Origin of the sequence: Cupriavidus sp. OV096 (genome assembly GCF_900115455.1) — a bacterium.
Classification (GTDB): Bacteria; Pseudomonadota; Gammaproteobacteria; order Burkholderiales; family Burkholderiaceae; genus Cupriavidus.
In genome coordinates this window covers 419,378-439,374 of the sequence record NZ_FOWM01000002.1, presented here as the reverse complement: position 1 = coordinate 439,374, position 19,997 = coordinate 419,378, and the positions used below count along the sequence as shown (strand labels likewise).

Below are 19,997 nucleotides of genomic sequence, written 5' to 3'. Positions count from 1 at the left end.
GATGGCCCCCAAGAATGCCGCCGCTGGCAGCCTCGCGCTCGCCTTCCCGGCCGCAGTGGGCAATCTGGATAGCTACATCCAGGCTATCCACCGGATTCCGCTGCTGACCGCCGAGGAAGAGCAGCGCCTCGCGCGCGACCTGCGCGACCATGAATCCGTCGATGCCGCCCGCCGGCTGGTGATGTCCCACCTGCGTCTGGTGGTGTCCATCGCCCGCCAGTACCTGGGCTACGGCCTGCCGCATGCGGATCTGATCCAGGAAGGCAACATCGGCCTGATGAAGGCCGTGAAGCGCTTCGACCCGGATCAGGGCGTGCGTCTGGTGTCGTACGCGATGCACTGGATCAAGGCCGAAATCCACGAATACGTGCTGAAGAACTGGCGCATGGTCAAGGTGGCGACCACCAAGGCCCAGCGCAAGCTGTTCTTCAACCTGCGCAGCCACAAGACCGGCGCACACACGTTCACGCCCGAGCAGGTGGAAGCCGTGGCGCGCGAACTGAACGTGAAGCCCGAAGAAGTGATGGAGATGGAGACCCGCCTGTCGGGCGGCGACCTGGCGCTGGAAGGCCAGATCGACGACGGCGAGGAGGAATTCGCCCCCATCGCGTATCTGGCGGACAACCACAACGAGCCGACCCGCGTGCTCGAAGCCAAGCGCCAGGACCGCATGCAGGTCGAAGGGCTGGTCGAGGCGCTGGAGCGTCTGGATGCCCGCAGCCGCCGCATTATCGAGGCACGCTGGCTGGACGTGAACGACGACGGCTCGGGCGGCGCCACGCTGCATGAGCTGGCCGACGAGTTTGGCGTCTCCGCCGAGCGCATCCGCCAGATCGAGGCGGCCGCGATGAAGAAGATGAAGGGTGCGCTGGCGGCTTTCGCCTGATCCTCCGCTCCCCGCAATGCAGAAGGGCCGGTCTTGCGACCGGCCCTTTTTTTGTCTTGCCTTCGCCTTACGACAGCAGCTGCTTCAAATCATGCGCGATCGGGTCCGGCCCCTGGCCGTGGCGCAGGAACAGGCGCAGCTGGCCGTTGGTATCGAACACATAGCTGCCGGCCGAGTGATCCACGGTGTAGTTGTTCGGCGAGGTGCCCGGCACCTTGGCGTAGAAGACCTTGAAGTCCTTGGTCACCTTCTTCAGCGCCGCCTCGTCGGCCGGGCGCAGGCCCAGGAAGCGGGCGTCGAAGGCGGGCACGTACTGGCCCAGCAGCGCACCCGTGTCGCGTTCCGGGTCCACGGTCACGAACAGCACCTGGACCTTGTCGGCGTCCGGGCCGAGCTTGTCCATCACCGCCTTCAGCTCGGCCATCGTGGTCGGGCAGACGTCCGGGCAGTGCGTGTAGCCGAAGAACATCACCACGGCCTTGCCCTTGAAGTCAGCCAGCGTGCGGGTCTTGCCGCTCGGGTCCAGCAGCGAGAAGTCCTTGCCGAACTCGGTGGCGCCCGAGATATCCACGTTCTTGAACGAGGGCTTGGGCTGCCCGCAGGCGGCCAGCAGAGCCGTGCAGAGTGCCAGCAGGCAGAGGCGGCGGAACTGGGCAAGGAGGGACGGAGAGCCGGGGAGAGTCATCGGGATACGCGGTGGTCGGGAGAGGTGCCCGGAAGTATCGCCGATCACATCGGCGCTGGCCTCCGGGCGCGGCAAGATGCCGCAGGCGGGCCATCAGACCTGCGGCACGAACTTGAAGTAGTGATCCACCAGCAACGCCGCGAACAGCAGCGAGAGGTACAGGATCGAATAGCGGAAGGTGCGTTGCGCTAGCGCGTCCGAGTAGTTGCGGAACAGCTTCCAGGCGTAGCCGAGGAACACCAGCCCCAGGCCCAGCGCGGCGGCGAGGTAGATATAGCCGCTCATGCCGTAGACGAACGGCAGCAGCGTGGCGGCGATCATCACCAGGGTGTACAGCAAAATGTGGAGCAGCGTGTACTTTTCGCCATGGGTGATCGGCAGCATCGGCAGGCCGGACTTGGCGTAGTCGGCGCGGCGATACAGGGCCAGCGCCCAGAAGTGCGGCGGGGTCCAGGTGAAGATGATCAGCACCAGGAACCACGCCTCGGCCGGCACCGTGCCGGCCACGGCGGCCCAGCCCAGCGCAGGCGGCATGGCGCCCGACAGCCCGCCGATGACGATGTTCTGCGGCGTGGCCGGCTTGAGCAGGATCGTGTAGACCACGGCGTAGCCGAGGAAGGTGGCGAAGGTCAGCCACATCGTCAGGTCATTGGCGAACACGTGCAGCAGCCACATGCCGGCGCCGCCGAGGATGGCCGAGAACACCAGCGTCTGCGCGCTGGAGATCTCACCGGTGGCGGAAGGCCGCCACGCGGTGCGGCGCATCAGCGCATCGACTTTCTGCTCGACCAGGCAGTTGATGGCGAACGCGGCACCGGCCAGCAGCCAGATGCCAGCGGCACCGCCGAGCAGCACCGACCAGGGCACCATGCCGGGCGTCGACAGGAACATGCCGATGACGGCACAGAACACGGCCAGTTGCGTGACGCGCGGCTTGGTCAGCGCGGCATATTGGCGAGCCAGGTGCCGAATTCGGCCCACGGAGGAATGAGGTTGGGTAGCGGAGACCACGGGGGGCATCTTGTCCTTCATGTGGCGCGCGCGGCTGAGGCGGATTGAGCAGCGGCGCCGGCATAACGTGTCGCGAGGGTCGCGAGGCCGATATTGTAGTGGAGACGGAGCAACAGCATCAGCAACAGGGCCGCGCCGCCGTTGTGCGCCACCGCCGCGCCAAGCGGCCAGTCGAACACGATATTGGACATGCCGGTGGCCAGTTGCAGCGCCAGCACGGCCAGCAGCCATGTGGCGTGGCGCGTCAGGCCCTCCATCCGGCGCGCGCGCAGGCCGAACCAGGCCAGGAAGCCGAGCACCACGAAGGCAAAGCCGCGATGCACCCAGTGGATGGCCACCAGCGCCGCGTGCGGGATGTAATCGCCATCGGCCGTCATGCCGAGCTGGCGCCAGAGCGTGAAGCCGTGGCGGAAGTCCATCTCGGGCACCAGCTGGCCGTTGCAGAGCGGGAAATCGGTGCAGGCCAGCACCGCGTAGTTGGTGCTGACCCAGCCGCCGAGGAAGATCTGGATCACCAGCAAGCCCAGCGCCACCCACGCCGCCCAGCGCAGCGAGGCCGCCTGCGGCGCCACCGGGTGCGGCGGGTCATTGCGGGAGCCGAGCACGATCAGCGACGACAGCAGCGCCATCGCCAGCAGCAGGTGGGTCACCACGATGATCGGCTGGAGCTTCATCGTCACGGTGAGCGCGCCGAACAAGCCCTGCACGCAGACCAGCACGAACACCCCCGTGGCGAACCACGGCGACTGCTTCAGCTCGCGCCGCTTGACCCACGCCAGCACCATCAACGAGATGATCAGCACACCCACCGCCATGGCGAAATAGCGATGGATCATCTCGATCCACGCCTTGGCCAGCGTGACCGGGCCGCTCGGCAGCGCGGTCTCGGCGGCGCGGATCGGCTCCATGGCCGCGTGCGGGTTCGAGTGGCCGTAGCAGCCGGGCCAGTCCGGGCAGCCGAGGCCGGAATCGGTCAGTCGGGTGAAGCTGCCGAACATGATCAGGTCCAGCGTGAGGAAGGCGGTGACCCAGACCAGCTTGCGATACTTGTCGCGGCTGCCCCGCACCAGCACGTACGAGAGCGGCAGCAGGGCAATCAGGATGCCAATGATGGCGAGTTGGAGCAGCATCGCAAATCAGCCAATTCGGGAAAATTTGAGCAGCTTCTTCAGGTCGCTGCTGATCTGTTTCGGGTCGGGTTCCTTCGGCCAGCGCAGCATCAGGTTGCCGAGCGGGTCGATCAGGTACACGGTGTCTTCAGCCCTGGCGCCCGGTTCGGCCGGCAGCCACTGGCGCAGCGCGGCGCCGTCCATGCGCAGGAAGCGCACGCCCGCATAGGGTTCGTTGTAGGCGCTGGACAGCCGTTCGTCCACGGTGCCCGTATCGGAAATCAGCCAGACCGGGGTAATGCGCTCGCGGTCCTGGCCCTGCCCCGCGCGGATCTGGCGCATCGTGAACAGCCGCTTGGCACACGCTTCGTCGCAGGCGGACGCGGCGGTCATCACCATCAGCCACTTGCCCCGGAAGGACGACAGCGGCACGGCCTCGCCGCGCTCGTCGGTCACGTTGAGCGGCGGCATCGGGCGCAGCGGGTCGACCAGCGTGCCGTAGTTGGTGCTGGCGCCGCTCGGCTTGACCACGTAATAGGTGAAATACGAGAAGATGACCGGCGACGCGCAGACCAGCAGCAGCATCAGCATCTGCAGGCGGCCACGGCGCGTGCGCGCATCGATGCGGGAGTCCGGCGTGGCCGTGGGGTCTTGCGATGGCATGGAGTTCGTCTGTACGTTCATCGTTCGGTTATCGGTTCGGCAGGGCGGTGTCCCGGCGCGCACGGCGCCAGCCCAGCACGGCCACCAGCACCACGGTCAGCGCGGCCAGGCCGAACCACTGGGCGGCGTAGCCATAGTGGCGGTCCGCGCCGAGGTCGGCGGCCGCCCAGTCGCGCGCGAGGCCATCGCCGGTATCGGTGGCCTGCTGCATCACCAACGGCAGTAGCGGCGCCCCGGTTTCCCGGGCGAACGCCGCCAAGTCTACATTCTGGCGGATCTTCTGCCCTGCTTCGGCCGACGCGTCTTGCCCGAGGCCGTAGACGCGCGGCGCCGTGGCCACCGCCGTGCCGTCCAGCGTGACGTCGCCATCGGGCGTGGGGAACGGGGCGATCCGCGTGCGGTCCTGGGCGTCGCGCGGCAGCCATCCGCGCAGCACCAGCACGCTGGCGCCGCCATCGGCCAGCTTCAGCGGCGTCAGCACCAGGAAGCCGGCGCGGCCGTCCGAGCCGTTGCCGTGCGGGCGGTTGTCCAGCAACACGGTGCGGGCGGCGTCGAAGCGGCCCCGGGCGCGTACGCGGCGGTCGACCACCTGCGTGGCGTCGATGCGGGCCGTGTTCAGGTCCACCGGCGCCTGCGCCGCCAGCGCGGCCAGCCGCGCGGCGCGGTCCACCTTCTCGTGGGCCCGGCGCAATTGCCAGTTGCCGAGCGCGCAGGTCACGACGACCACGGTCAGTGCCGCCACCAGCGGCACCGCCCCCGGCGAGCGCCACAGGCTCCCCCGATTGCGGGTCGTCACGAATGGCCTCGCGAGGCCACGGTGCCATAATGGCCACTTTCGTGACCCGCGGCCTCCCTTCGCTCCAGCATGCGCTTCGTCATCATCGTCGCCTTCATTCTGATCATCGGCAGCCTGGCCTCCGCGCTGTTCTTCATGATGCGCGACCGTGGCCGCACCCCCAACATGATGCGCTCGTTGATGCTGCGCGTCGGCTTCTCGGTGGCGCTGTTCCTGTTCATCCTGTTCGCCAACTGGATGGGATGGATCCACAGCACCGGCATCCATATGTCGCCCTGAGCGGATGCCAGTCCCCAAAACAAAAAGCGCCGCGCGAGGATCGTCCTCCGCGGCGCTTCGTCTTGTACCGCAGGACCGCCGCAGCGGCCCGTTCCTGCCCTTACAGCCAGTACACCACCACGTAGAGGCCGAGCCAGACCACGTCAACGAAGTGCCAATACCAGGCGGCGCCTTCGAACGCGAAGTGGTGCTGCGGCGTAAAGTGTCCGCGCAGCACGCGGCCCAGCACCACCGCCAGCATGATCGCGCCCATGGTCACGTGGAAGCCGTGGAAGCCGGTCAGCAGGAAGAACGTCGAACCATAGACCCCGGAGGTCAGCTTCAGGTTCAGTTCCGAGTAGGCGTGCATGTACTCGTAGACCTGCAGGCACATGAAGAGCGCGCCGAGCAGGATGGTCAGCACCAGGCCCTGGATCAGCTGGCTGCGCTTGCCGGCCAGCAGCGCGTGGTGCGCCCAGGTCAGCGTGACGCCGGAGGTCAGCAGCAGCGCCGTGTTGATCGTGGGGATCGGCCACGGACCCATGGTCTGGAAGCTCTCCACCGTGCCCGCCGGGCCGAGGTTGGGCCACACGGCCGCGAAGTCCGGCCAGATGATCTTGTTGTTCAGGTCGCCCAGCCACGGCATGGCGATGGTGCGGGCGTAGAACAACGCGCCGAAGAAGGCCGCGAAGAACATCACCTCGGAGAAGATGAACCAGCCCATCGACCAGCGGAACGAGACGTCGATGTTCTTGCCGTACAGGCCGCCTTCCGACTCGCGGATGGCGTCGCCGAACCAGCTCTTGAGCACGAACAGGAACCACAGCAGGCCGAAGCCGCACAGGAACGGGGCCCACGACTGGCCGTTGACCCAACCCGCGGCGCCGGCGCCGGTCATCAGCAGGCCGAAGGCCGCCGTGATGGGGTGGCGCGACGGGCCCGGTACGAAGTAGTACGGAGCATTTGCGCGATTCGCACTCATTCTTCTATCTCCAGCTCAGTGTCTCTGATTCGTTGTAGTTCCGCACCGCCGGCCGACCTCCCTGCCGGTGGTGTGCTCGTACTTCTCTTATTTTTTCGGGGACAGCTTCATCCCACCACGGTCTTCACGATGCCGATCAAAATCGCCACGAACAGCGCCGCGGCAATCAGGCCGGCGATGATCACGTGCACCGGGTTCAGCCGCGCCATGTCGGTCTCGTGCTCCGACCCCTTGCGCAGGCCGATGAACGACCACAGCACCGCGCGCACCGTCTGCGCGAACGACGCCTTGCGCTGAAGCGGATCCTGCGGCTCTGGCGTCACACCCATCTCAGCTTCCCTGCCCCGCCGGCGCCGCCGTCTGCGCCACCGGCGTGCCGATCTCGAAGAAGGTGTACGACAGCGTGATCGTCTTCACATCCTTGGGCAGGTTCGGATCGATCACGAACACCACCGGCATCTCGCGCGCCTCGCTGGCCTTGAGCGTCTGCTGCTTGAAGCAGAAGCACTCCACCTTCTTGAAGTACTCGGTGGCCTGCTTGGGCGCGTAGCTCGGGATGGCCTGCGCGGAAATATCGCGCGACTGCCCGTTGGCCACTTCGTAGACGATGGTCGTCAGCTCGCCCGGATGCACTTCCATCGAGGACTTCACCGGGCGGAACGCGAACGGCCCGCGCGCGTTGGAGTCGAACTCCACCGTGATCGTGCGGCTCTTGTCCACCTGGGTGTTCTTCTTCAGCGATCCGCCGTACAGATCGCGCGTGGTCACCACGTTGATGCCGGTGACCTCGCAGATCTTCTTGTACAGCGGCACCAGCGCATAGCCGAAGCTGAACATCAGGCCCACCACCACCAGCAGCCGCAGCAGCATGCCGCGGTTGAAGCGTCGCTCGATTGCCCGGTCTTCCGCCTTCTGCTGCGCGTCCACGTCTATCTCCGCTCAACCGCCAAGGAACACCATCTTGGCGAAGAATCCCAGGAAGAACACCACCACGATGGACAGCAGGATCAGGCCCAGCCGCCGGTTGGCGGCTCGTTGGGTGGCCTGGCGGCCCTGGCTGTCCGTGCGCGACGGGGTTTCCGGCTTCATGGCGTCAATCACTCAGCGCACCTGTGGCGGCTCTTCGAAGGTGTGGAACGGCGCCGGCGACGGCACGGTCCATTCCAGGCCCTCGGCGCCATCCCACGGCTTGTCGCCGGCAGCCTGGCCGCCCCGGTAGGACGGCAGCACCACGAAGAAGAAGAAATACACCTGCATCAGGCCGAAGCCCAGCGCGCCGATCGACGCAACCGCGTTGAAGTCCGTGAACTGGACCGCGTAGTCCGCGTAGCGACGCGGCATGCCGGCCAGGCCCAGGAAGTGCATCGGGAAGAAGGTCACGTTGAAGAAGATCAGCGAGCCCCAGAAGTGGATCTGGCCGCGCGTCTCGTTGTACATGAACCCGCTCCACTTCGGCCCCCAGTAGTAGAAGCCGGCGAACAGCGCGAACAGCGAACCGGCCACCAGCACATAGTGGAAGTGCGCCACGATGAAGTAGGTGTCCTGAATCTGGATGTCGATCGGGGCCACGGCCGGGATCAGGCCGGTGAAGCCGCCGATCGTGAACACGAAGATGAAGCCGATGGCGAACAGCATCGGCGTCTCGAAGGTCATCGAGCCGCGCCACATCGTGGCGATCCAGTTGAAGATCTTCACGGCCGTCGGCACCGCGATCAGCATCGTCGCGTACATGAAGAACAGCTGGCCGGTCACCGGCATGCCGGTGGTGAACATGTGGTGCGCCCAGACGATGAACGACAGGATGGCGATGGACGCCGTGGCGTACACCATCGAGCTGTAGCCGAACAGGCGCTTGCGCGCGAACGCCGGCACCACGTGCGAGATGATCCCGAACGCGGGCAGGATCATGATGTACACCTCGGGGTGGCCGAAGAACCAGAAGATGTGCTGGTACATCACTGGGTCACCACCGCCGGCGGCCGAGAAGAAGCTCGTGCCGAAGTGGCGGTCGGTCAGCACCATGGTGATGGCGCCAGCCAGCACCGGCATCACGGCGATCAGCAAGTAGGCGGTGATCAGCCAGGTCCAGCAGAACATCGGCATCTTCATCAGCGTCATGCCGGGCGCGCGCATGTTGAGGATGGTGACGATGATGTTGATCGAGCCCATGATCGACGAGGCGCCCATGATGTGCATGGCGAAGATGGCCATGTCCATGCCGGGGCCCATCTGCACCGAGAGCGGCGCGTAGAGCGTCCAGCCGGCGGCGGTGGCGCCGCCCGGGGCGAAGAACGAGCCGGCCAGCAGCAGCGCCGCCGGGGGCATCAGCCAGAAGCTGAAGTTGTTCATCCGCGCGAAGGCCATGTCCGAGGCGCCGATCTGGAGCGGAATCATCCAGTTCGCGAAGCCGACGAACGCCGGCATGATCGCGCCGAACACCATGATCAGGCCGTGCATCGTGGTGAACTGGTTGAACAGCTCGGGGCGGAAGAACTGCAGGCCCGGCTCGAACAGCTCCAGGCGGATCAGCAGTGCCAGCACGCCGCCGGACAGCAGCATCGTGAACGAGAACAGCAGGTACAGCGTACCGATGTCCTTGTGGTTGGTGGCGAACAGCCAGCGGCGCCAGCCATGGGGGTGATCGTGCGCATGATCGTCATGGCCGTGGCCATGTCCATGATCATGGGCGTGGTCGTGCGGATGACCCAGCGTCTCCGGGGTAGCGGTACTCATCGCGTTGACTCCTGAATTCCTGTATGCGGTGCGGCTGCGGGTCAGCCTGCGACGCGGTTGCCCGCGAGGCTGGCCTGCTTGTCGGGGGAGGTGGCCGGGGCCGGATCGGCCTTGGCCTTCGGCGCCGCCTCGGCGGTACCCGCCGTCGGTGCGCCACCGCCTTCGGGGAACTTGCCCGCGCGGGCGTTCACGAAGTCGGCCGGCTGGATTACCTCGCCAGTCCGGTTGCCCCACGCATTCCGGGTGTAGGTCATGGCCGCGGCCAGTTCCGTGTCGGACAGCTGCTTCCAGGACGGCATGCCGCCGCGTCCTTCCAGCAGGATGTGCATCTGGCCGGCCTTCGGACCGTTCACTACCTTGGAGCCGTCCAGCGCCGGGAACGCGCCGGCGCCCTTGCCGTTCGGCTGGTGGCAGACCGCGCAGTTCGACGCGTAGACCTTCTCCCCACGCACCTTCATCTCATCGAGCGTCCAGGTCTTGTTGGGATCGTCCGCCGCTGCGGCCAGCGCCTTCTTCTTCTCGTCGACCCACTTGGTGTAGTCGGCGTCCGAGACCACGCGCACGACGATCGGCATGAACGCGTGTTCCTTGCCGCACAGCTCGGCGCACTGGCCACGGTAGACGCCGATCTTCTCGGCGCGGAACCAGGTGTCGCGCACGAAGCCGGGAATCGCATCCTGCTTCACGCCGAAGGCCGGGATCATCCACGCGTGGATCACGTCGTTGGCCGTCGTGACGATGCGGATCTTCTTGTTGACCGGCACCACCAGCTCGTTGTCCACCTCCATCAGGTAGGTGTTCGACTTCGGCTGCTCGTTGTTGATCTGCTCGCGCGGCGTGGTCAGGGTGGAGACGAACGAGATGCCTTCGCCCTGTCCCTTCAGGTAGTCGTAACCCCACTTCCACTGGTAGCCGGTGGCCTTGATGGTGATGTCGGAATTGGTGGTGTCCTTCATCGCGACCACGGTCTTGGTGGCGGGAAGCGCCATTGCGATCACGATCAGGAACGGGACGATGGTCCACACCACTTCCACGGTAATGCTTTCGTGGAACGCGGCCGACTTGGCACCACGGCTCTTGCGGTGCGTGAAGATGGAATAGAACATCACGCCGAACACGGCGATGAAAATCACCGTGCAGATGATGAGCATCATCCAGTTCAGCCAGTGAATCTGTTCGGCGATCTTTGTAACGGGTTCGGTCAGGTTCAGCTGTCGGACGGCCGGGCCGCCTGGCATATCACTGACCGCGGAGGCCGCCTGGCTGGCAAGCAGGGACGCACCTGCCAGACATGCTGCGGATGCCTTCTTCCACATTTTCATTGTTTATCTACCCAATTTACAGATTCAAATCTGTCCCCGCCGTGCCCTGCCTCCCTTCCTCTCAGAAGCAATGCAGGACTGCCGCGAGTTCCTGCGCGAACTTGCGCCGCCGTATCGGGTCCAGATGACACCCCACCCGCACGACGCGCTTGTCCGACCGCAGAACCACGAGCGCCCGGAACGATTCACCCAGTTCCACCCGCACCCATCGCGGGTTGAATACCTCACGCGTGACCCGACTGGCGCTGGCTGTCTCCACGACCAGCATACCGTCGGTCACACTCACGCGTTCATAATCCGTCGCATGGCGTGCGTACGCCAGCAGGGCAATCCCCAGCCCGAGCAGCTCGAGCCCCGCGAAAGGCAGCACGAGCCAGGCCCCATGCCACGCGGCAAGGAACACCGCGATGGCAGTGGAAATACATACGATGGAGAAGTAGAACCAGCCGACCTGGCGTGGGGAGAGCGAGCAATTCCGCTTCATCAGCCAGTCGTTGCTCGGCAAGGGGGGACGTCCGTCGTGATTACCGCCGGAGTCAACTCCTGCCGTCTGGAATGCGATACCCAAGTCTTGCATCGCCCAACCACTTTGCATCGGATGCACACCCGGGACGAATGGCGCGCCCGGGCACGTGCGGAGTGCATTCCGGGGGCGTTCTTGTGCCAGGGGACCACTGCGACAAACTGGCGCATTATATGGCGCTTCGCATACTCGAACAAGGGAGGATTTGACCGGAGGGCTTGCCTAGTTCAAGTTTTTGTGCATGGCTGCAACAGCCCCGATAGTCAACACAATCGGTGTGTGCGCAATGTTGCGCGACGGTCCGGGCGACCGTCCGCACGGTGTGTCAGCGGCGTGGCGAAGCCCGTCCGATCTTGTCGATCGGCACCACCGCGCGGCCCTGATCGTCGGTGGCCTGCCGGCCACGCGGCGCCAGTTTCCACGCATGGCCGTAGACAATCTCGAAGGTCAGCGGGATCACCCCATCGCTGTTGCGCTGGCGCTCCAGCGCGTCCAGCACGGCGCGATGCCAGCGGCGCCCGCGCAGCCCGGCCGGGCCGGGGCGCCGGAAGCCGCCGAAGGACTGCACCTCGCGCAGCAGCGTCTCGGGGAACTCGTAGGTGATGGTCAGCGTCTCCATGTCCATCACGGGCGTGGACCAGCCGCTGTGGACCAGCATGTCGCCAATGTCATGCATGTCGACGAAACGGAGCGTGTGCGCATCGAGGTCGACCTCGCCGAACGCCGTGCGCAGCTCGCGCAGCGTGTCCGGGCCGAACAGCGAGAACAGCACCAGCCCCTCGTCGGCCGTCACACGATGCCACTCGGGGAACACGCGGTGCGGCTCGGGATGCCAGTGGAGCGCGAGGTTGGACCAGAGCAGATCAAAGCTGGCGCCATCAAACGGCAGTGTGGCAAGATCGCCCTGCACCAGGTCGAACATCGGACGCTTGCCGAGCATGCGGCCGATCCACCCCGGGCGGCGCTGCGGATCGCGCTGGCCGGCTTCGTGCAGCATCGCGCCGGAAATATCGAGGCCGGCGATCTGCGCATCGGGAAACCGCGCGCGCAAACCCGCCAGGCCCTGGCCATGGCCGCAGCCGATATCGAGCGCGCGCCGTGGCGCGAGCCGGATCACCTCCATGCGCTCCTGCATGCGCCGGCCGATCTCGCCGAGCAGGAAATCCAGCTTGCCGAAGGCGGCGCTGCGGCGGTCGAAGGCAAGCCGGGTCAGCCGCGCGGGCGGCAACCAGGCATCGGGAGAATCAGCGGCATGCAAGGACACGGACAATCGGAACCAGTGGGGAGCGGTCGGACGGGACCGCGAGGATCGCAAGTATACGCGCGCGCCGCCGGGGCTGCCGGGCGCTGCCTCGCTGGGCTGCTGCCGTCCCTGCTCCCGTCCTTGCTCCCCTCCGCCTGTGCGATTTGCGGCGATGTGCAGCGCGATGTGGTCTGCGCCGCCTGCGCCGGATCCCTGTTGGCGGCGCGGCCCCGCTGCCCGCGCTGTGCCAGTCCGGGCGGGGGCCATTGTCAGTCCTGCGTGCCCGAGGACCCAATCGACGCCACCGTGACGCTGGCCGACTACGCCGAGCCACTCGATCGCCTGATCCTGCGGCTCAAGTTCGGCGCCGCGCTGCCCGTCGCCGGCTGGATCGCCGCGCAGCTTGCCGAAAGCCTGCGCGCCCTGCCCGATCTTCCCAATCTTCCCGATCTCATCGTCCCCGTGCCGCTTGCGCCGCAACGGCTGGCCGCGCGCGGTTTCAACCAGGCGTGGGAGATTGCCCGCCCGCTGGCCCGGCGGCTCGGCGTGCGCGCCGATGCGACCCTGCTCACCCGCCGGCGCGACACCGCCACCCAGCTCATGCTGGACCTGCCCGCCCGCCAGGCCAATCTGCGCGATGCCTTCGCACTGGCCCGCCCCATGTGCCTCGACGGCCGCCACATCGCCGTGGTCGATGATGTGATGACCACCGGCGCCACGCTGCGCGCCGCTGCCGCCGTCCTCAAGGCCCATGGCGCCCGGCGCGTCACCGCCCTGCCCGCGCTGCGCACCCCGTAAAAATGCGACGGGATGACAGCCACCCCCTGCCGCGGTAAGCTCGGGGCCGATTTTCCAGCCATCGCACCATGTTCAACGTCGTCCTCGTCGAGCCCGAAATTCCGCCGAATACCGGCAATGTGATCCGCCTGTGCGCCAACACGGGGGCGCAGCTGCACCTCGTCAAGCCGCTCGGATTTCCGCTCGAGGACGCCCGCATGCGCCGCGCGGGCCTGGACTATCACGAATTCGCGACGATGCGCGTGCACGAGAGCTGGAACGCCCTGATGGCGGCCGAGCAGCCTGATCCGGCCCGTATGTTCGCCCTGACCACGCACGGCTCCACGCCGTTCGGGCAAGTCAGTTTCCGTCCCGGGGACTGGTTCGTGTTCGGATCGGAGACCCGCGGCCTGGCGCCCGAGCGGCGCGAGTGGTTCCCGGCCACGCAGCGCATCCGGCTGCCGATGCGGCCGGACAACCGCAGCCTGAATCTCTCCAATACCGTGGCCGTGGTGGTGTTCGAGGCCTGGCGCCAGAACGGCTTCGCCGGCGGCGCCTGACAGGAGAGGAGCGCCTGACGGCCTGGGCGACGCCTAGCCCTCGGGCTGCACGCCCGCCGCGCGGATCACCTTGGCCCAGCGGGCCGTCTCGGTGGCCATGGTCTGGCGCAGCGAGGCCGGCGCGGTACCAGCCGGCACGAAATACTGGGCGCGCATCTTCTCGCGCACGTCGGCGCTGCCGATGATCGTCACGAGTTCCCGGTAAAGGCGGTCGATCACCGGCGCCGGCGTCCCGGCTGGCGCCAGCACGGCCTGCCACGAGATGGCCTCGAAGCCCGGATAGCCCGATTCCGCCACGGTCGGCACCTGCGGCAGCAGTCCGGTACGCCCCGTGGAGGTCACGGCGAGCAGGCGCAGCTTGCCGGCCGTCACCATCGGCATGGCAATCGCGGGCACCATGAAACCGGCCTGCACCTGCCCACCGACGATGGCGGTGGTGATCTGCGGAAACCCCTGATACGGCACGTGCTGGAGGTCGATGCCAGCCATGGCCTTGAGCTGCTCCATGGCCAGGTGCGCCGCACTCCCGTTGCCCACCGACCCATAGTTCAGCGCGCCCGGCCGGGCCTTGGCCAGCGCGACGAAGTCGGCCAGCGTGTGCACCGGCAGCCGCGCATCGACCACCAGCACATTCGGCGAGGTGGCCACCAGCGTCACCGGCGCCAGTTGGCGCACCGGGTCATAACCAAGATGGCGGTAGAGCGCCGGCGCCGTGACAAGCGGGCCGTTGATCGTAAACAGCAGCGTATTGCCGTCCGGCACGGCCTTGGCGACCATGCCGGTGCCGATATTTCCGCCTGCACCGGGCCGGTTCTCCACCACCACCGGCTGGCCCAGCGCCACGGCCAGCTTCTCGGTGACGATCCGGGCGATCAGGTCTGGCGAGGAGCCCGCCGGGAACGGCACGATCATGCGGATGGGGCGCGACGGCCACGTCTCCGCCAGCGCCGGCGCGGCGCCCAGGCACAGCGTGGAAAGCGTGGCGATCATCGCCCCGAGGGCTTGGCGGCGGCTAGGCATCTAATCTTGGGGGATTTGCGGTTATTCGTCCCGCGCGTCGCGCTGGAGCAGTTGCGCCACGGCGTCGGCAGCGGACAGGCCCTCGAACAGCACCGCGCAGACCGCGCGCGTGATCGGCATCTCCACGCCATGCCGGGCGGCCAGCGCCGCCACCGCCTGGGCGCAGCGCACCCCCTCGGCCACGTGGCCGAGGTCGGCGAGCACCTGTTCGAGCGTCTTGCCGCCCGCCAATTGCTGTCCGACCTTGCGGTTGCGCGAGAGGTCGCCGGTGGCGGTCAGGATCAGGTCGCCCATCCCGGCGAGGCCCATGAAGGTTTCCACGCGGCCGCCGAGCGCCAGCCCGAACCGGGTCATCTCGGCCAGCCCGCGCGTGACCAGCGCCGCGCGCGCGTTGAGGCCCAGGCCCAGACCATCGCTGGCGCCGGTGGCAATCGCCAGCACGTTCTTGACCGCGCCGCCCACCTCCACGCCGATCAGGTCATCGCTGCCATAGATCCGCATGGCATGGTGATGGAACGCCACCTGCGCGCGGTCCGCCAGCGCATGGGACGTGCCCGCCACGGTCAGCGCGCACGGCAGCCCCTGAGCCACTTCCTTGGCGAAGCTGGGCCCGGTCAGCACGCCATATTCGATCTGGCCCGGCGTCACGCCGAGCGCATCGAGTTCCTCGCGCACCATCTGGTGCGGCATGGCGTGGGTGTCGGCCTCGAAGCCCTTGCAGAGCCAGAGCATGGCCAGCGGCGCAGGCCGTCCGGCATGGCGCGCGGCCAGCCGGCGCGTCATCTCGCGCAGGCCGGAAACCGGCGTGGCCACCACCAGGAGCCCGTCCGGGTCAGCCAGCGCATGATCCACGGCGGCATCGAAATCGGCTTCGCAGGCCAGTCGGGGGGATAACGCCACCCCGGGCAGGTAGGCCGCGTTCATGCAGGTTTGCGCGATATCGGCCAGTTGCGCGGCATCGCGGCCCCAGAGCACCACATCGTGCACGGTGGCCGCGTGGCTGGCCAGGGCAGTGCCCCAGGCCCCGGCGCCGAGGAAGGTCAGTTTCATGGCGATTCTGGCGGAATGGCGGATAACGTCAGTATGGCGGGGGAAATCAAAACGGGGCCGAAGCCCCGTTTTAAGTCGCCCGTTCTGCCTGGCACCCTGAGGCGCCGGCAAAACGAAGCGAAGCGGTTCTGGCTAGGCGCGCGGCCGCAGACAGTACAAGTGGTACGGCAAGGCCGCGCAACGACGCCAGAATCGTTTTGCCGGTGCCTCAGTGGCGCGCCTGGCTGCCGTCGGGCATCACGATGCCCGACTCGCCGCCCTGCTGGCCAGCTTCTTCCATGGCCTGCTGCAGGCGTTGCTCGTACAGTGCCTGGAAGTTGATTTCCGACAGGTGAATCGCCTGGAAGCCGGCACGCGTGATCACGTCGGCCACGTTGCCGCGCAGGTACGGGTACAGGATGGTCGGGCAGGCGATGCCCAGCAGTGGGTCCAGCTGCTCCACCGGCACGTTGCGGATGTCGAAGATGCCGGCCTGATGGGCTTCCACCAGGAACGCTACCTTGTCCTGCACCTTGGTGGTCACCGTGCCGGTCACCACGACTTCGAAAATGCCTTCCTGCAGTTGCGCGGCGGCCACGTTGACCTGCACTTCCACGGCCGGCGCTTCCGACTCGAGGAAGATGGCCGGCGAGTTCGGCTGCTCCAGCGACATGTCCTTCAGGTACACGCGCTGGATGTTGAAGAAGGGCTGATCGTCCTGCTGGGTGGCTTGTTGCTCGTCGCTCATGAAAGGCTTCCCGGTTGAATCGGTTTGGAATCGATTTTTGGTCTCTGCCGGGCGCGGGGCCCGGCTGGAAAGCGCATATGGTACATGACGCCGATGGCGATTTCACCCGCTCGCCGCCGAATCAGAATCGTCTCAGATATCCGATGGGCGGCGGGCTACCGGAGACCCGGCAGGTCAGGCGGCCAGCAGCGGCACCAGGCCGCCCTGGCGGTCCAGCGCGGAGAGGTCGTCGAAGCCACCCACATGGGTCTCGTCGATATAGATCTGTGGCACGGTGCGGCGGCCGGTGCGCGACATCATTTCCTCGCGCTTTCCCGGTTCGCGGTCGATCAGGATCTTTTCGACCGCTTCGACGCCCCGTTGCTTCAGCAGCCGTTCGGCCATCTGGCAATAGGGGCACACCACCGTGCTGTACATGACGACGCGGGCCATGCGGAATCTCCTTGTCTTCAAAATGCGGCGGCGCGGTCCGCCCCGGGCGGAACCGCGCCGCTTCGCTGCTGTAAATGGGGCTGTCGCGCTTACTTGACGACCGGCAGGCCGGCCTGTTGCCAGGCTGTCATGCCGCCTTCGAGCGCGTAGACCTCACTGTACCCGGCTTCCTTCAACGCTGCTTGGGCCTTGCCCGAGCGCTGGCCGGTCTGGCAGATCACGATGATGGGGACGGATTTGTCGCGGGCCAGGCCGCTGGCGCGCGACGGCAGGTCGGCAAGTGGCGCACTCTTCGCTTGCGGCATGTGGCCCTTGGCGAATTCGGCGGCGTCGCGGATGTCCACGACCACCGCGTTGCGCCGGTTGATCATCTGCGTGGCGGCCGCCGTATTGAGGCGCTTGCCGCCCGTACCGCTCTTGATCTGGGGCCACGCCAGCAGGCCGCCGGAGACCACGGCGATGGCGATCAGGGCCAGGTTGTTGTAATCGGCGAAGAAATTCACAATGGCATTCCGTTGGGTTGGGTCGGCGGCATTATAAAATACGCGGTTTCGCGCCCCCGTCATTATTTGCGGGCGAGCGCCGCAGGTCACTTACTACCCTGGAAGCAGCATGTACAAGCTCGTTCTCATCCGCCACGGCGAATCCACGTGGAATCTCGAAAACCGCTTCACCGGCTGGGTCGATGTCGACCTCACCGACACCGGCGCCGCCCAGGCCAAGCAGGCCGGCAAGCTGCTCAAGGAAGCGGGCTATGGCTTCGACATCGCCTACACCTCGGTCCTCAAGCGCGCCATCCGCACGCTCTGGTACGTGCAGGACGAAATGGACGAAATGTGGATTCCGGTGCGCAACGAATGGCGCCTGAACGAACGCCACTACGGCGCGCTGTCGGGCCTGAACAAGGCCGAGACTGCCGCCAAGTACGGCGACGACCAGGTGCTGGTTTGGCGCCGCAGCTACGACACCCCGCCGCCCGCGCTGCAGCCGGACGATGAACGCGCCGCGTTCAACGACCCGCGTTACGCCAACGTGCCGCGCGACCAGGTGCCGCTGACCGAGTGCCTCAAGGACACGGTGGCCCGCGTGATGCCGCTGTGGAACGAATCGATCGCTCCGGACATCCAATCGGGCAAGCGCGTGGTGATTGCCGCCCATGGCAACAGCATCCGCGCGCTGGTGAAGTACCTCGATCAGATTTCGGATGACGACATCGTCGGCCTCAACATTCCCAATGGCATCCCGCTCGTCTATGAACTGGACGCCAACCTGCGCCCGCTGCGCCATTACTACCTGGGCGACCAGGAAGCCCTGGCTGCCTCGCTGGCGGCCGTGGCCAACCAGGGCAAGGCCCGCTGACGACAGGCCGCAGCCCGCGCCCGCCCCGGTCTGGACCGGGTAGGCGCGGGCAGCTTGCCCGCGGCCATGTGTGACCGCGCCCACCCGGCGCGCAAGCCCCCGCAGGCCTTTTTCTGCGCACCCTCTTATACTGTCGGACAAATCCGGCGCCGCCGGCCTTAAGGCCGGGCACCCGGATCGCCCCCTAGCCAATCCTCATACTGTTCAGGCTGCCCCACATGCGTAAGACGCTCAAGAACATTAGCCTAGTCTCGGTCGGCGTCGTTGCCGGCGTGCTCGCGACGTTGCAGATCTCGGCGACGGCCCAGAACTCGTCCGGGCCCCTGCCGCTCGACCAGCTCCGGCTGATGTCCGACATCTTCGGCCAGATCAAGCGTGAGTACGTGGAGCCGGTGGATGACAAGAAGCTGCTGACCGAAGCCATCAAGGGCATGGTCGCCAGCCTCGACCCGCACTCGGCCTACCTGGACGAGAAGGACTTCAAGGAACTGCAGGAAGGCACGCGCGGCCGCTTCGCCGGCCTGGGCATCGAGATCTCGCAGGAAGAAGGCCTGGTCAAGGTCATCAACCCGATCGAGGACACCCCCGCCTTCCGCGCCGGCATCCAGCCGGGCGACCTGATCACCCGCATCGACGACAAGCCCGTGCGCGGCCTCCCGCTGGAGCAGGCGGTCAAGCGCATGCGCGGCGAGCCCGGCACCAAGGTCACGCTGACGATCTACCGCAAGAGCGAGGAACGCACGTTCCCGGTCTCGATCACGCGCGCGGAGATCCGCGTGCAGTCGGTCAAGACCAAGATGCTGGACAACAACACCATCGGCTGGATCCGCCTGACGAGCTTCCAGGAGCGCACGGTGTCCGACCTGGGCCGCCGCCTGCGCGAGATGGCCGAGAAGAACCCGGGCCTCAAGGGCGTGATCCTGGACCTGCGCAACAACGGCGGCGGCGTGCTGCAGGGCGCGGTCGGCGTGGCCGCGGCGTTCCTGCCCGACGATGCCACCGTGGTCTCCACCAACGGCCAGGTGCCGGACGCCAAGCGCGTCTACAAGGCTACCTTCAACAACTACCGCCTCTCGTCGCTCGAGGACGATCCACTCAAGGACCTGCCGCCGCTGTTCAAGAAGATTCCGATGATCGTGCTGACGAACGCCTACTCGGCCTCGGCATCGGAAATCGTGGCCGGCGCGCTCCAGGATCACCATCGCGCCACGCTGATGGGCAAGACCACGTTCGGCAAGGGTTCGGTGCAGACCGTGCGGCCGCTGACCAATGACACCGGCATCAAGCTGACCATCGCGTACTACTACACGCCGACGGGCAAGTCGATCCAGGCCAAGGGCATCCGCCCGGACATCCCGGTCGACCAGAACCCCGAGGGCGATCCGGACGACGCGCTGATCACGCGCGAAATCGACACCGAACGCCACCTGCACAACAAGCAGGAGTCGGAAGAGCCGGAAATGAATGCGCGCGAGCAGCGCCGGGTGGACGAACTGCGCCGCCTCGAGGAAGAAAACGCCAAGAAGACGCCGGAAGAGCGCGAGAAGGATCGCCGCAAGAAGCCGGTGGAATTCGGCACGGCCGACGACTTCATGCTCCAGCAGGCTATCGCGCAGCTCAACGGCAAGCCGGTGCAGCGTTCGAAGTCGCGGCTCGAGGCCTCGCAGGCCGCTGGCAAGCCGGACACCGATGCGGACAAGGGCAAGGCCAAGCCGGCCGCCGACAAGGCCCCGGCGAAGCCCGCCTCCAAGCCGGCAGCGAAGCCAGCCAGCCAGCCGCCCGCCAGCGCGCCGATGGGCGACCCGCTGGGCACGCCGACCGGCAAGAATCGCTGACGGCGCGCGCTCGGGCTTGGCTCCGG

General features: G+C 66.7%; 24 protein-coding genes. 6 read left to right on the top strand and 18 right to left on the bottom strand.

From position 1 onward, the window contains the following. Nucleotide 1: 1 nt before the first annotated feature. Complete coding sequence (gene rpoH, locus BM115_RS06030) at nt 2–886, top strand: RNA polymerase sigma factor RpoH (RefSeq protein ID WP_255370730.1); 885 nt, start codon at nt 2–4, stop codon at nt 884–886. A 67-nt stretch (nt 887–953) separates the two neighbouring features. On the opposite strand, the gene BM115_RS06025 is transcribed toward rpoH, so the two are convergent. The 5 genes from BM115_RS06025 to BM115_RS06005 form a co-directional block, all read right to left on the bottom strand. Next, nucleotides 954–1,571 carry an SCO family protein gene (locus tag BM115_RS06025; protein ID WP_092291642.1) on the bottom strand — a complete coding sequence of 206 codons (618 nt, stop codon included), beginning with the start codon at nt 1,569–1,571 and terminating at the stop codon, nt 954–956. 93 nt (nt 1,572–1,664) lie between these two features. Beyond that, nucleotides 1,665–2,591: a heme o synthase gene (gene cyoE / locus BM115_RS06020; protein WP_177219866.1), complete on the bottom strand. Its 927-nt coding sequence runs from the start codon at nt 2,589–2,591 to the stop codon at nt 1,665–1,667. A gap of 8 nt (nt 2,592–2,599) precedes the next feature. Beyond that, nucleotides 2,600–3,712, bottom strand: coding sequence for a COX15/CtaA family protein (locus BM115_RS06015; RefSeq protein ID WP_092291640.1), 1,113 nt, complete (start codon nt 3,710–3,712; stop codon nt 2,600–2,602). 6 nt (nt 3,713–3,718) lie between these two features. Continuing rightward, nucleotides 3,719–4,375 (bottom strand): SCO family protein, encoded by a 657-nt coding sequence (locus BM115_RS06010; RefSeq protein ID WP_092291638.1) that lies wholly within the window; start codon nt 4,373–4,375, stop codon nt 3,719–3,721. A 7-nt stretch (nt 4,376–4,382) separates the two neighbouring features. Next, on the bottom strand, nt 4,383–5,150 hold the full coding sequence (locus BM115_RS06005) for an SURF1 family protein (RefSeq protein WP_092291636.1): 768 nt from the start codon (nt 5,148–5,150) through the stop codon (nt 4,383–4,385). A 69-nt stretch (nt 5,151–5,219) separates the two neighbouring features. Between BM115_RS06005 and BM115_RS06000 the strand changes: the two genes are divergently transcribed. Next, on the top strand, nt 5,220–5,429 hold the full coding sequence (locus tag BM115_RS06000; protein ID WP_092291634.1) for a twin transmembrane helix small protein: 210 nt from the start codon (nt 5,220–5,222) through the stop codon (nt 5,427–5,429). 100 nt (nt 5,430–5,529) lie between these two features. On the opposite strand, the gene BM115_RS05995 is transcribed toward BM115_RS06000, so the two are convergent. From BM115_RS05995 to BM115_RS05965, 8 genes are all read right to left on the bottom strand, one after another. Then, on the bottom strand, nt 5,530–6,390 hold the full coding sequence (locus BM115_RS05995; protein WP_092291632.1) for a cytochrome c oxidase subunit 3: 861 nt from the start codon (nt 6,388–6,390) through the stop codon (nt 5,530–5,532). A gap of 107 nt (nt 6,391–6,497) precedes the next feature. Further along, on the bottom strand, nt 6,498–6,719 hold the full coding sequence (locus BM115_RS05990; protein ID WP_092291630.1) for a DUF2970 domain-containing protein: 222 nt from the start codon (nt 6,717–6,719) through the stop codon (nt 6,498–6,500). Between the two features lies 1 nt (nt 6,720). Beyond that, nucleotides 6,721–7,317, bottom strand: a complete 597-nt coding sequence (locus BM115_RS05985) for a cytochrome c oxidase assembly protein (protein ID WP_092291628.1) — start codon at nt 7,315–7,317, stop codon at nt 6,721–6,723. A gap of 12 nt (nt 7,318–7,329) precedes the next feature. Continuing rightward, nucleotides 7,330–7,479, bottom strand: coding sequence for a cytochrome oxidase small assembly protein (locus tag BM115_RS27260; RefSeq protein WP_218158021.1), 150 nt, complete (start codon nt 7,477–7,479; stop codon nt 7,330–7,332). A gap of 12 nt (nt 7,480–7,491) precedes the next feature. After that, nucleotides 7,492–9,123, bottom strand: coding sequence for a cytochrome c oxidase subunit I (ctaD, locus tag BM115_RS05980; protein ID WP_092291626.1), 1,632 nt, complete (start codon nt 9,121–9,123; stop codon nt 7,492–7,494). Between the two features lie 41 nt (nt 9,124–9,164). Beyond that, nucleotides 9,165–10,445 carry a cytochrome c oxidase subunit II gene (coxB, locus tag BM115_RS05975; RefSeq protein ID WP_092291624.1) on the bottom strand — a complete coding sequence of 427 codons (1,281 nt, stop codon included), beginning with the start codon at nt 10,443–10,445 and terminating at the stop codon, nt 9,165–9,167. A 61-nt stretch (nt 10,446–10,506) separates the two neighbouring features. Then, nucleotides 10,507–11,022 (bottom strand): DUF2244 domain-containing protein, encoded by a 516-nt coding sequence (locus BM115_RS05970; protein ID WP_092291622.1) that lies wholly within the window; start codon nt 11,020–11,022, stop codon nt 10,507–10,509. A gap of 271 nt (nt 11,023–11,293) precedes the next feature. Further along, nucleotides 11,294–12,232, bottom strand: a complete 939-nt coding sequence (locus tag BM115_RS05965; protein WP_092292117.1) for a methyltransferase domain-containing protein — start codon at nt 12,230–12,232, stop codon at nt 11,294–11,296. Between BM115_RS05965 and BM115_RS05960 the strand changes: the two genes are divergently transcribed. Further along, nucleotides 12,221–13,009, top strand: a complete 789-nt coding sequence (locus tag BM115_RS05960) for a ComF family protein (RefSeq protein WP_092292119.1) — start codon at nt 12,221–12,223, stop codon at nt 13,007–13,009. The two genes, BM115_RS05965 and BM115_RS05960, sit on opposite strands and share 12 nt — an antisense overlap. A gap of 68 nt (nt 13,010–13,077) precedes the next feature. Then, nucleotides 13,078–13,548, top strand: coding sequence for a tRNA (uridine(34)/cytosine(34)/5-carboxymethylaminomethyluridine(34)-2'-O)-methyltransferase TrmL (trmL, locus tag BM115_RS05955; protein ID WP_092291620.1), 471 nt, complete (start codon nt 13,078–13,080; stop codon nt 13,546–13,548). Nucleotides 13,549–13,581: 33 nt separating this feature from the next. Here trmL and BM115_RS05950 read toward each other — a convergent pair whose 3' ends face one another. From BM115_RS05950 to BM115_RS05930, 5 genes are all read right to left on the bottom strand, one after another. Further along, on the bottom strand, nt 13,582–14,568 hold the full coding sequence (locus tag BM115_RS05950) for a Bug family tripartite tricarboxylate transporter substrate binding protein (protein ID WP_092291618.1): 987 nt from the start codon (nt 14,566–14,568) through the stop codon (nt 13,582–13,584). A 21-nt stretch (nt 14,569–14,589) separates the two neighbouring features. Next, nucleotides 14,590–15,618, bottom strand: a complete 1,029-nt coding sequence (locus tag BM115_RS05945; protein WP_092291616.1) for an NAD(P)H-dependent glycerol-3-phosphate dehydrogenase — start codon at nt 15,616–15,618, stop codon at nt 14,590–14,592. Nucleotides 15,619–15,826: 208 nt separating this feature from the next. Next, on the bottom strand, nt 15,827–16,345 hold the full coding sequence (gene secB / locus BM115_RS05940; protein WP_092291614.1) for a protein-export chaperone SecB: 519 nt from the start codon (nt 16,343–16,345) through the stop codon (nt 15,827–15,829). 174 nt (nt 16,346–16,519) lie between these two features. Next, complete coding sequence (grxC, locus tag BM115_RS05935) at nt 16,520–16,777, bottom strand: glutaredoxin 3 (RefSeq protein WP_092291613.1); 258 nt, start codon at nt 16,775–16,777, stop codon at nt 16,520–16,522. An 89-nt stretch (nt 16,778–16,866) separates the two neighbouring features. Beyond that, the gene (locus tag BM115_RS05930) at nt 16,867–17,280 is read right to left on the bottom strand and encodes a rhodanese-like domain-containing protein (RefSeq protein ID WP_092291611.1); all 414 of its coding nucleotides are present in this window, start codon (nt 17,278–17,280) and stop codon (nt 16,867–16,869) included. Nucleotides 17,281–17,389: 109 nt separating this feature from the next. On the opposite strand from BM115_RS05930, the gene gpmA reads away from it, so the two are divergent. Further along, nucleotides 17,390–18,136: a 2,3-diphosphoglycerate-dependent phosphoglycerate mutase gene (gpmA, locus tag BM115_RS05925; RefSeq protein WP_092291609.1), complete on the top strand. Its 747-nt coding sequence runs from the start codon at nt 17,390–17,392 to the stop codon at nt 18,134–18,136. A gap of 218 nt (nt 18,137–18,354) precedes the next feature. After that, nucleotides 18,355–19,971 carry a S41 family peptidase gene (locus BM115_RS05920; protein WP_092291607.1) on the top strand — a complete coding sequence of 539 codons (1,617 nt, stop codon included), beginning with the start codon at nt 18,355–18,357 and terminating at the stop codon, nt 19,969–19,971. Nucleotides 19,972–19,997: the final 26 nt, after the last annotated feature.

Excerpts from the sequence above, each read along its gene's own strand:
- BM115_RS05990 (WP_092291630.1), bottom strand. The coding sequence starts at position 6,719 with ATGGGTGTGACGCCAGAGCCGCAGGATCCGCTTCAGCGCAAGGCGTCG.
- cyoE (WP_177219866.1), bottom strand. The coding sequence starts at position 2,591 with ATGCCCCCCGTGGTCTCCGCTACCCAACCTCATTCCTCCGTGGGCCGA.
- BM115_RS05945 (WP_092291616.1), bottom strand. The coding sequence starts at position 15,618 with ATGAAACTGACCTTCCTCGGCGCCGGGGCCTGGGGCACTGCCCTGGCC.
- BM115_RS05950 (WP_092291618.1), bottom strand. The coding sequence starts at position 14,568 with ATGCCTAGCCGCCGCCAAGCCCTCGGGGCGATGATCGCCACGCTTTCC.
- coxB (WP_092291624.1), bottom strand. The coding sequence starts at position 10,445 with ATGAAAATGTGGAAGAAGGCATCCGCAGCATGTCTGGCAGGTGCGTCC.
- BM115_RS06015 (WP_092291640.1), bottom strand. The coding sequence starts at position 3,712 with ATGCTGCTCCAACTCGCCATCATTGGCATCCTGATTGCCCTGCTGCCG.
- rpoH (WP_255370730.1), top strand. The coding sequence starts at position 2 with ATGGCCCCCAAGAATGCCGCCGCTGGCAGCCTCGCGCTCGCCTTCCCG.
- BM115_RS05970 (WP_092291622.1), bottom strand. The coding sequence starts at position 11,022 with ATGCAAGACTTGGGTATCGCATTCCAGACGGCAGGAGTTGACTCCGGC.
- BM115_RS06010 (WP_092291638.1), bottom strand. The coding sequence starts at position 4,375 with ATGAACGTACAGACGAACTCCATGCCATCGCAAGACCCCACGGCCACG.
- BM115_RS06025 (WP_092291642.1), bottom strand. The coding sequence starts at position 1,571 with ATGACTCTCCCCGGCTCTCCGTCCCTCCTTGCCCAGTTCCGCCGCCTC.
- BM115_RS06000 (WP_092291634.1), top strand. The coding sequence starts at position 5,220 with ATGCGCTTCGTCATCATCGTCGCCTTCATTCTGATCATCGGCAGCCTG.
- BM115_RS05960 (WP_092292119.1), top strand. The coding sequence starts at position 12,221 with ATGCAAGGACACGGACAATCGGAACCAGTGGGGAGCGGTCGGACGGGA.
- grxC (WP_092291613.1), bottom strand. The coding sequence starts at position 16,777 with ATGGCCCGCGTCGTCATGTACAGCACGGTGGTGTGCCCCTATTGCCAG.
- BM115_RS05995 (WP_092291632.1), bottom strand. The coding sequence starts at position 6,390 with ATGAGTGCGAATCGCGCAAATGCTCCGTACTACTTCGTACCGGGCCCG.
- secB (WP_092291614.1), bottom strand. The coding sequence starts at position 16,345 with ATGAGCGACGAGCAACAAGCCACCCAGCAGGACGATCAGCCCTTCTTC.
- BM115_RS27260 (WP_218158021.1), bottom strand. The coding sequence starts at position 7,479 with ATGAAGCCGGAAACCCCGTCGCGCACGGACAGCCAGGGCCGCCAGGCC.
- ctaD (WP_092291626.1), bottom strand. The coding sequence starts at position 9,123 with ATGAGTACCGCTACCCCGGAGACGCTGGGTCATCCGCACGACCACGCC.
- BM115_RS05920 (WP_092291607.1), top strand. The coding sequence starts at position 18,355 with ATGCGTAAGACGCTCAAGAACATTAGCCTAGTCTCGGTCGGCGTCGTT.
- gpmA (WP_092291609.1), top strand. The coding sequence starts at position 17,390 with ATGTACAAGCTCGTTCTCATCCGCCACGGCGAATCCACGTGGAATCTC.
- trmL (WP_092291620.1), top strand. The coding sequence starts at position 13,078 with ATGTTCAACGTCGTCCTCGTCGAGCCCGAAATTCCGCCGAATACCGGC.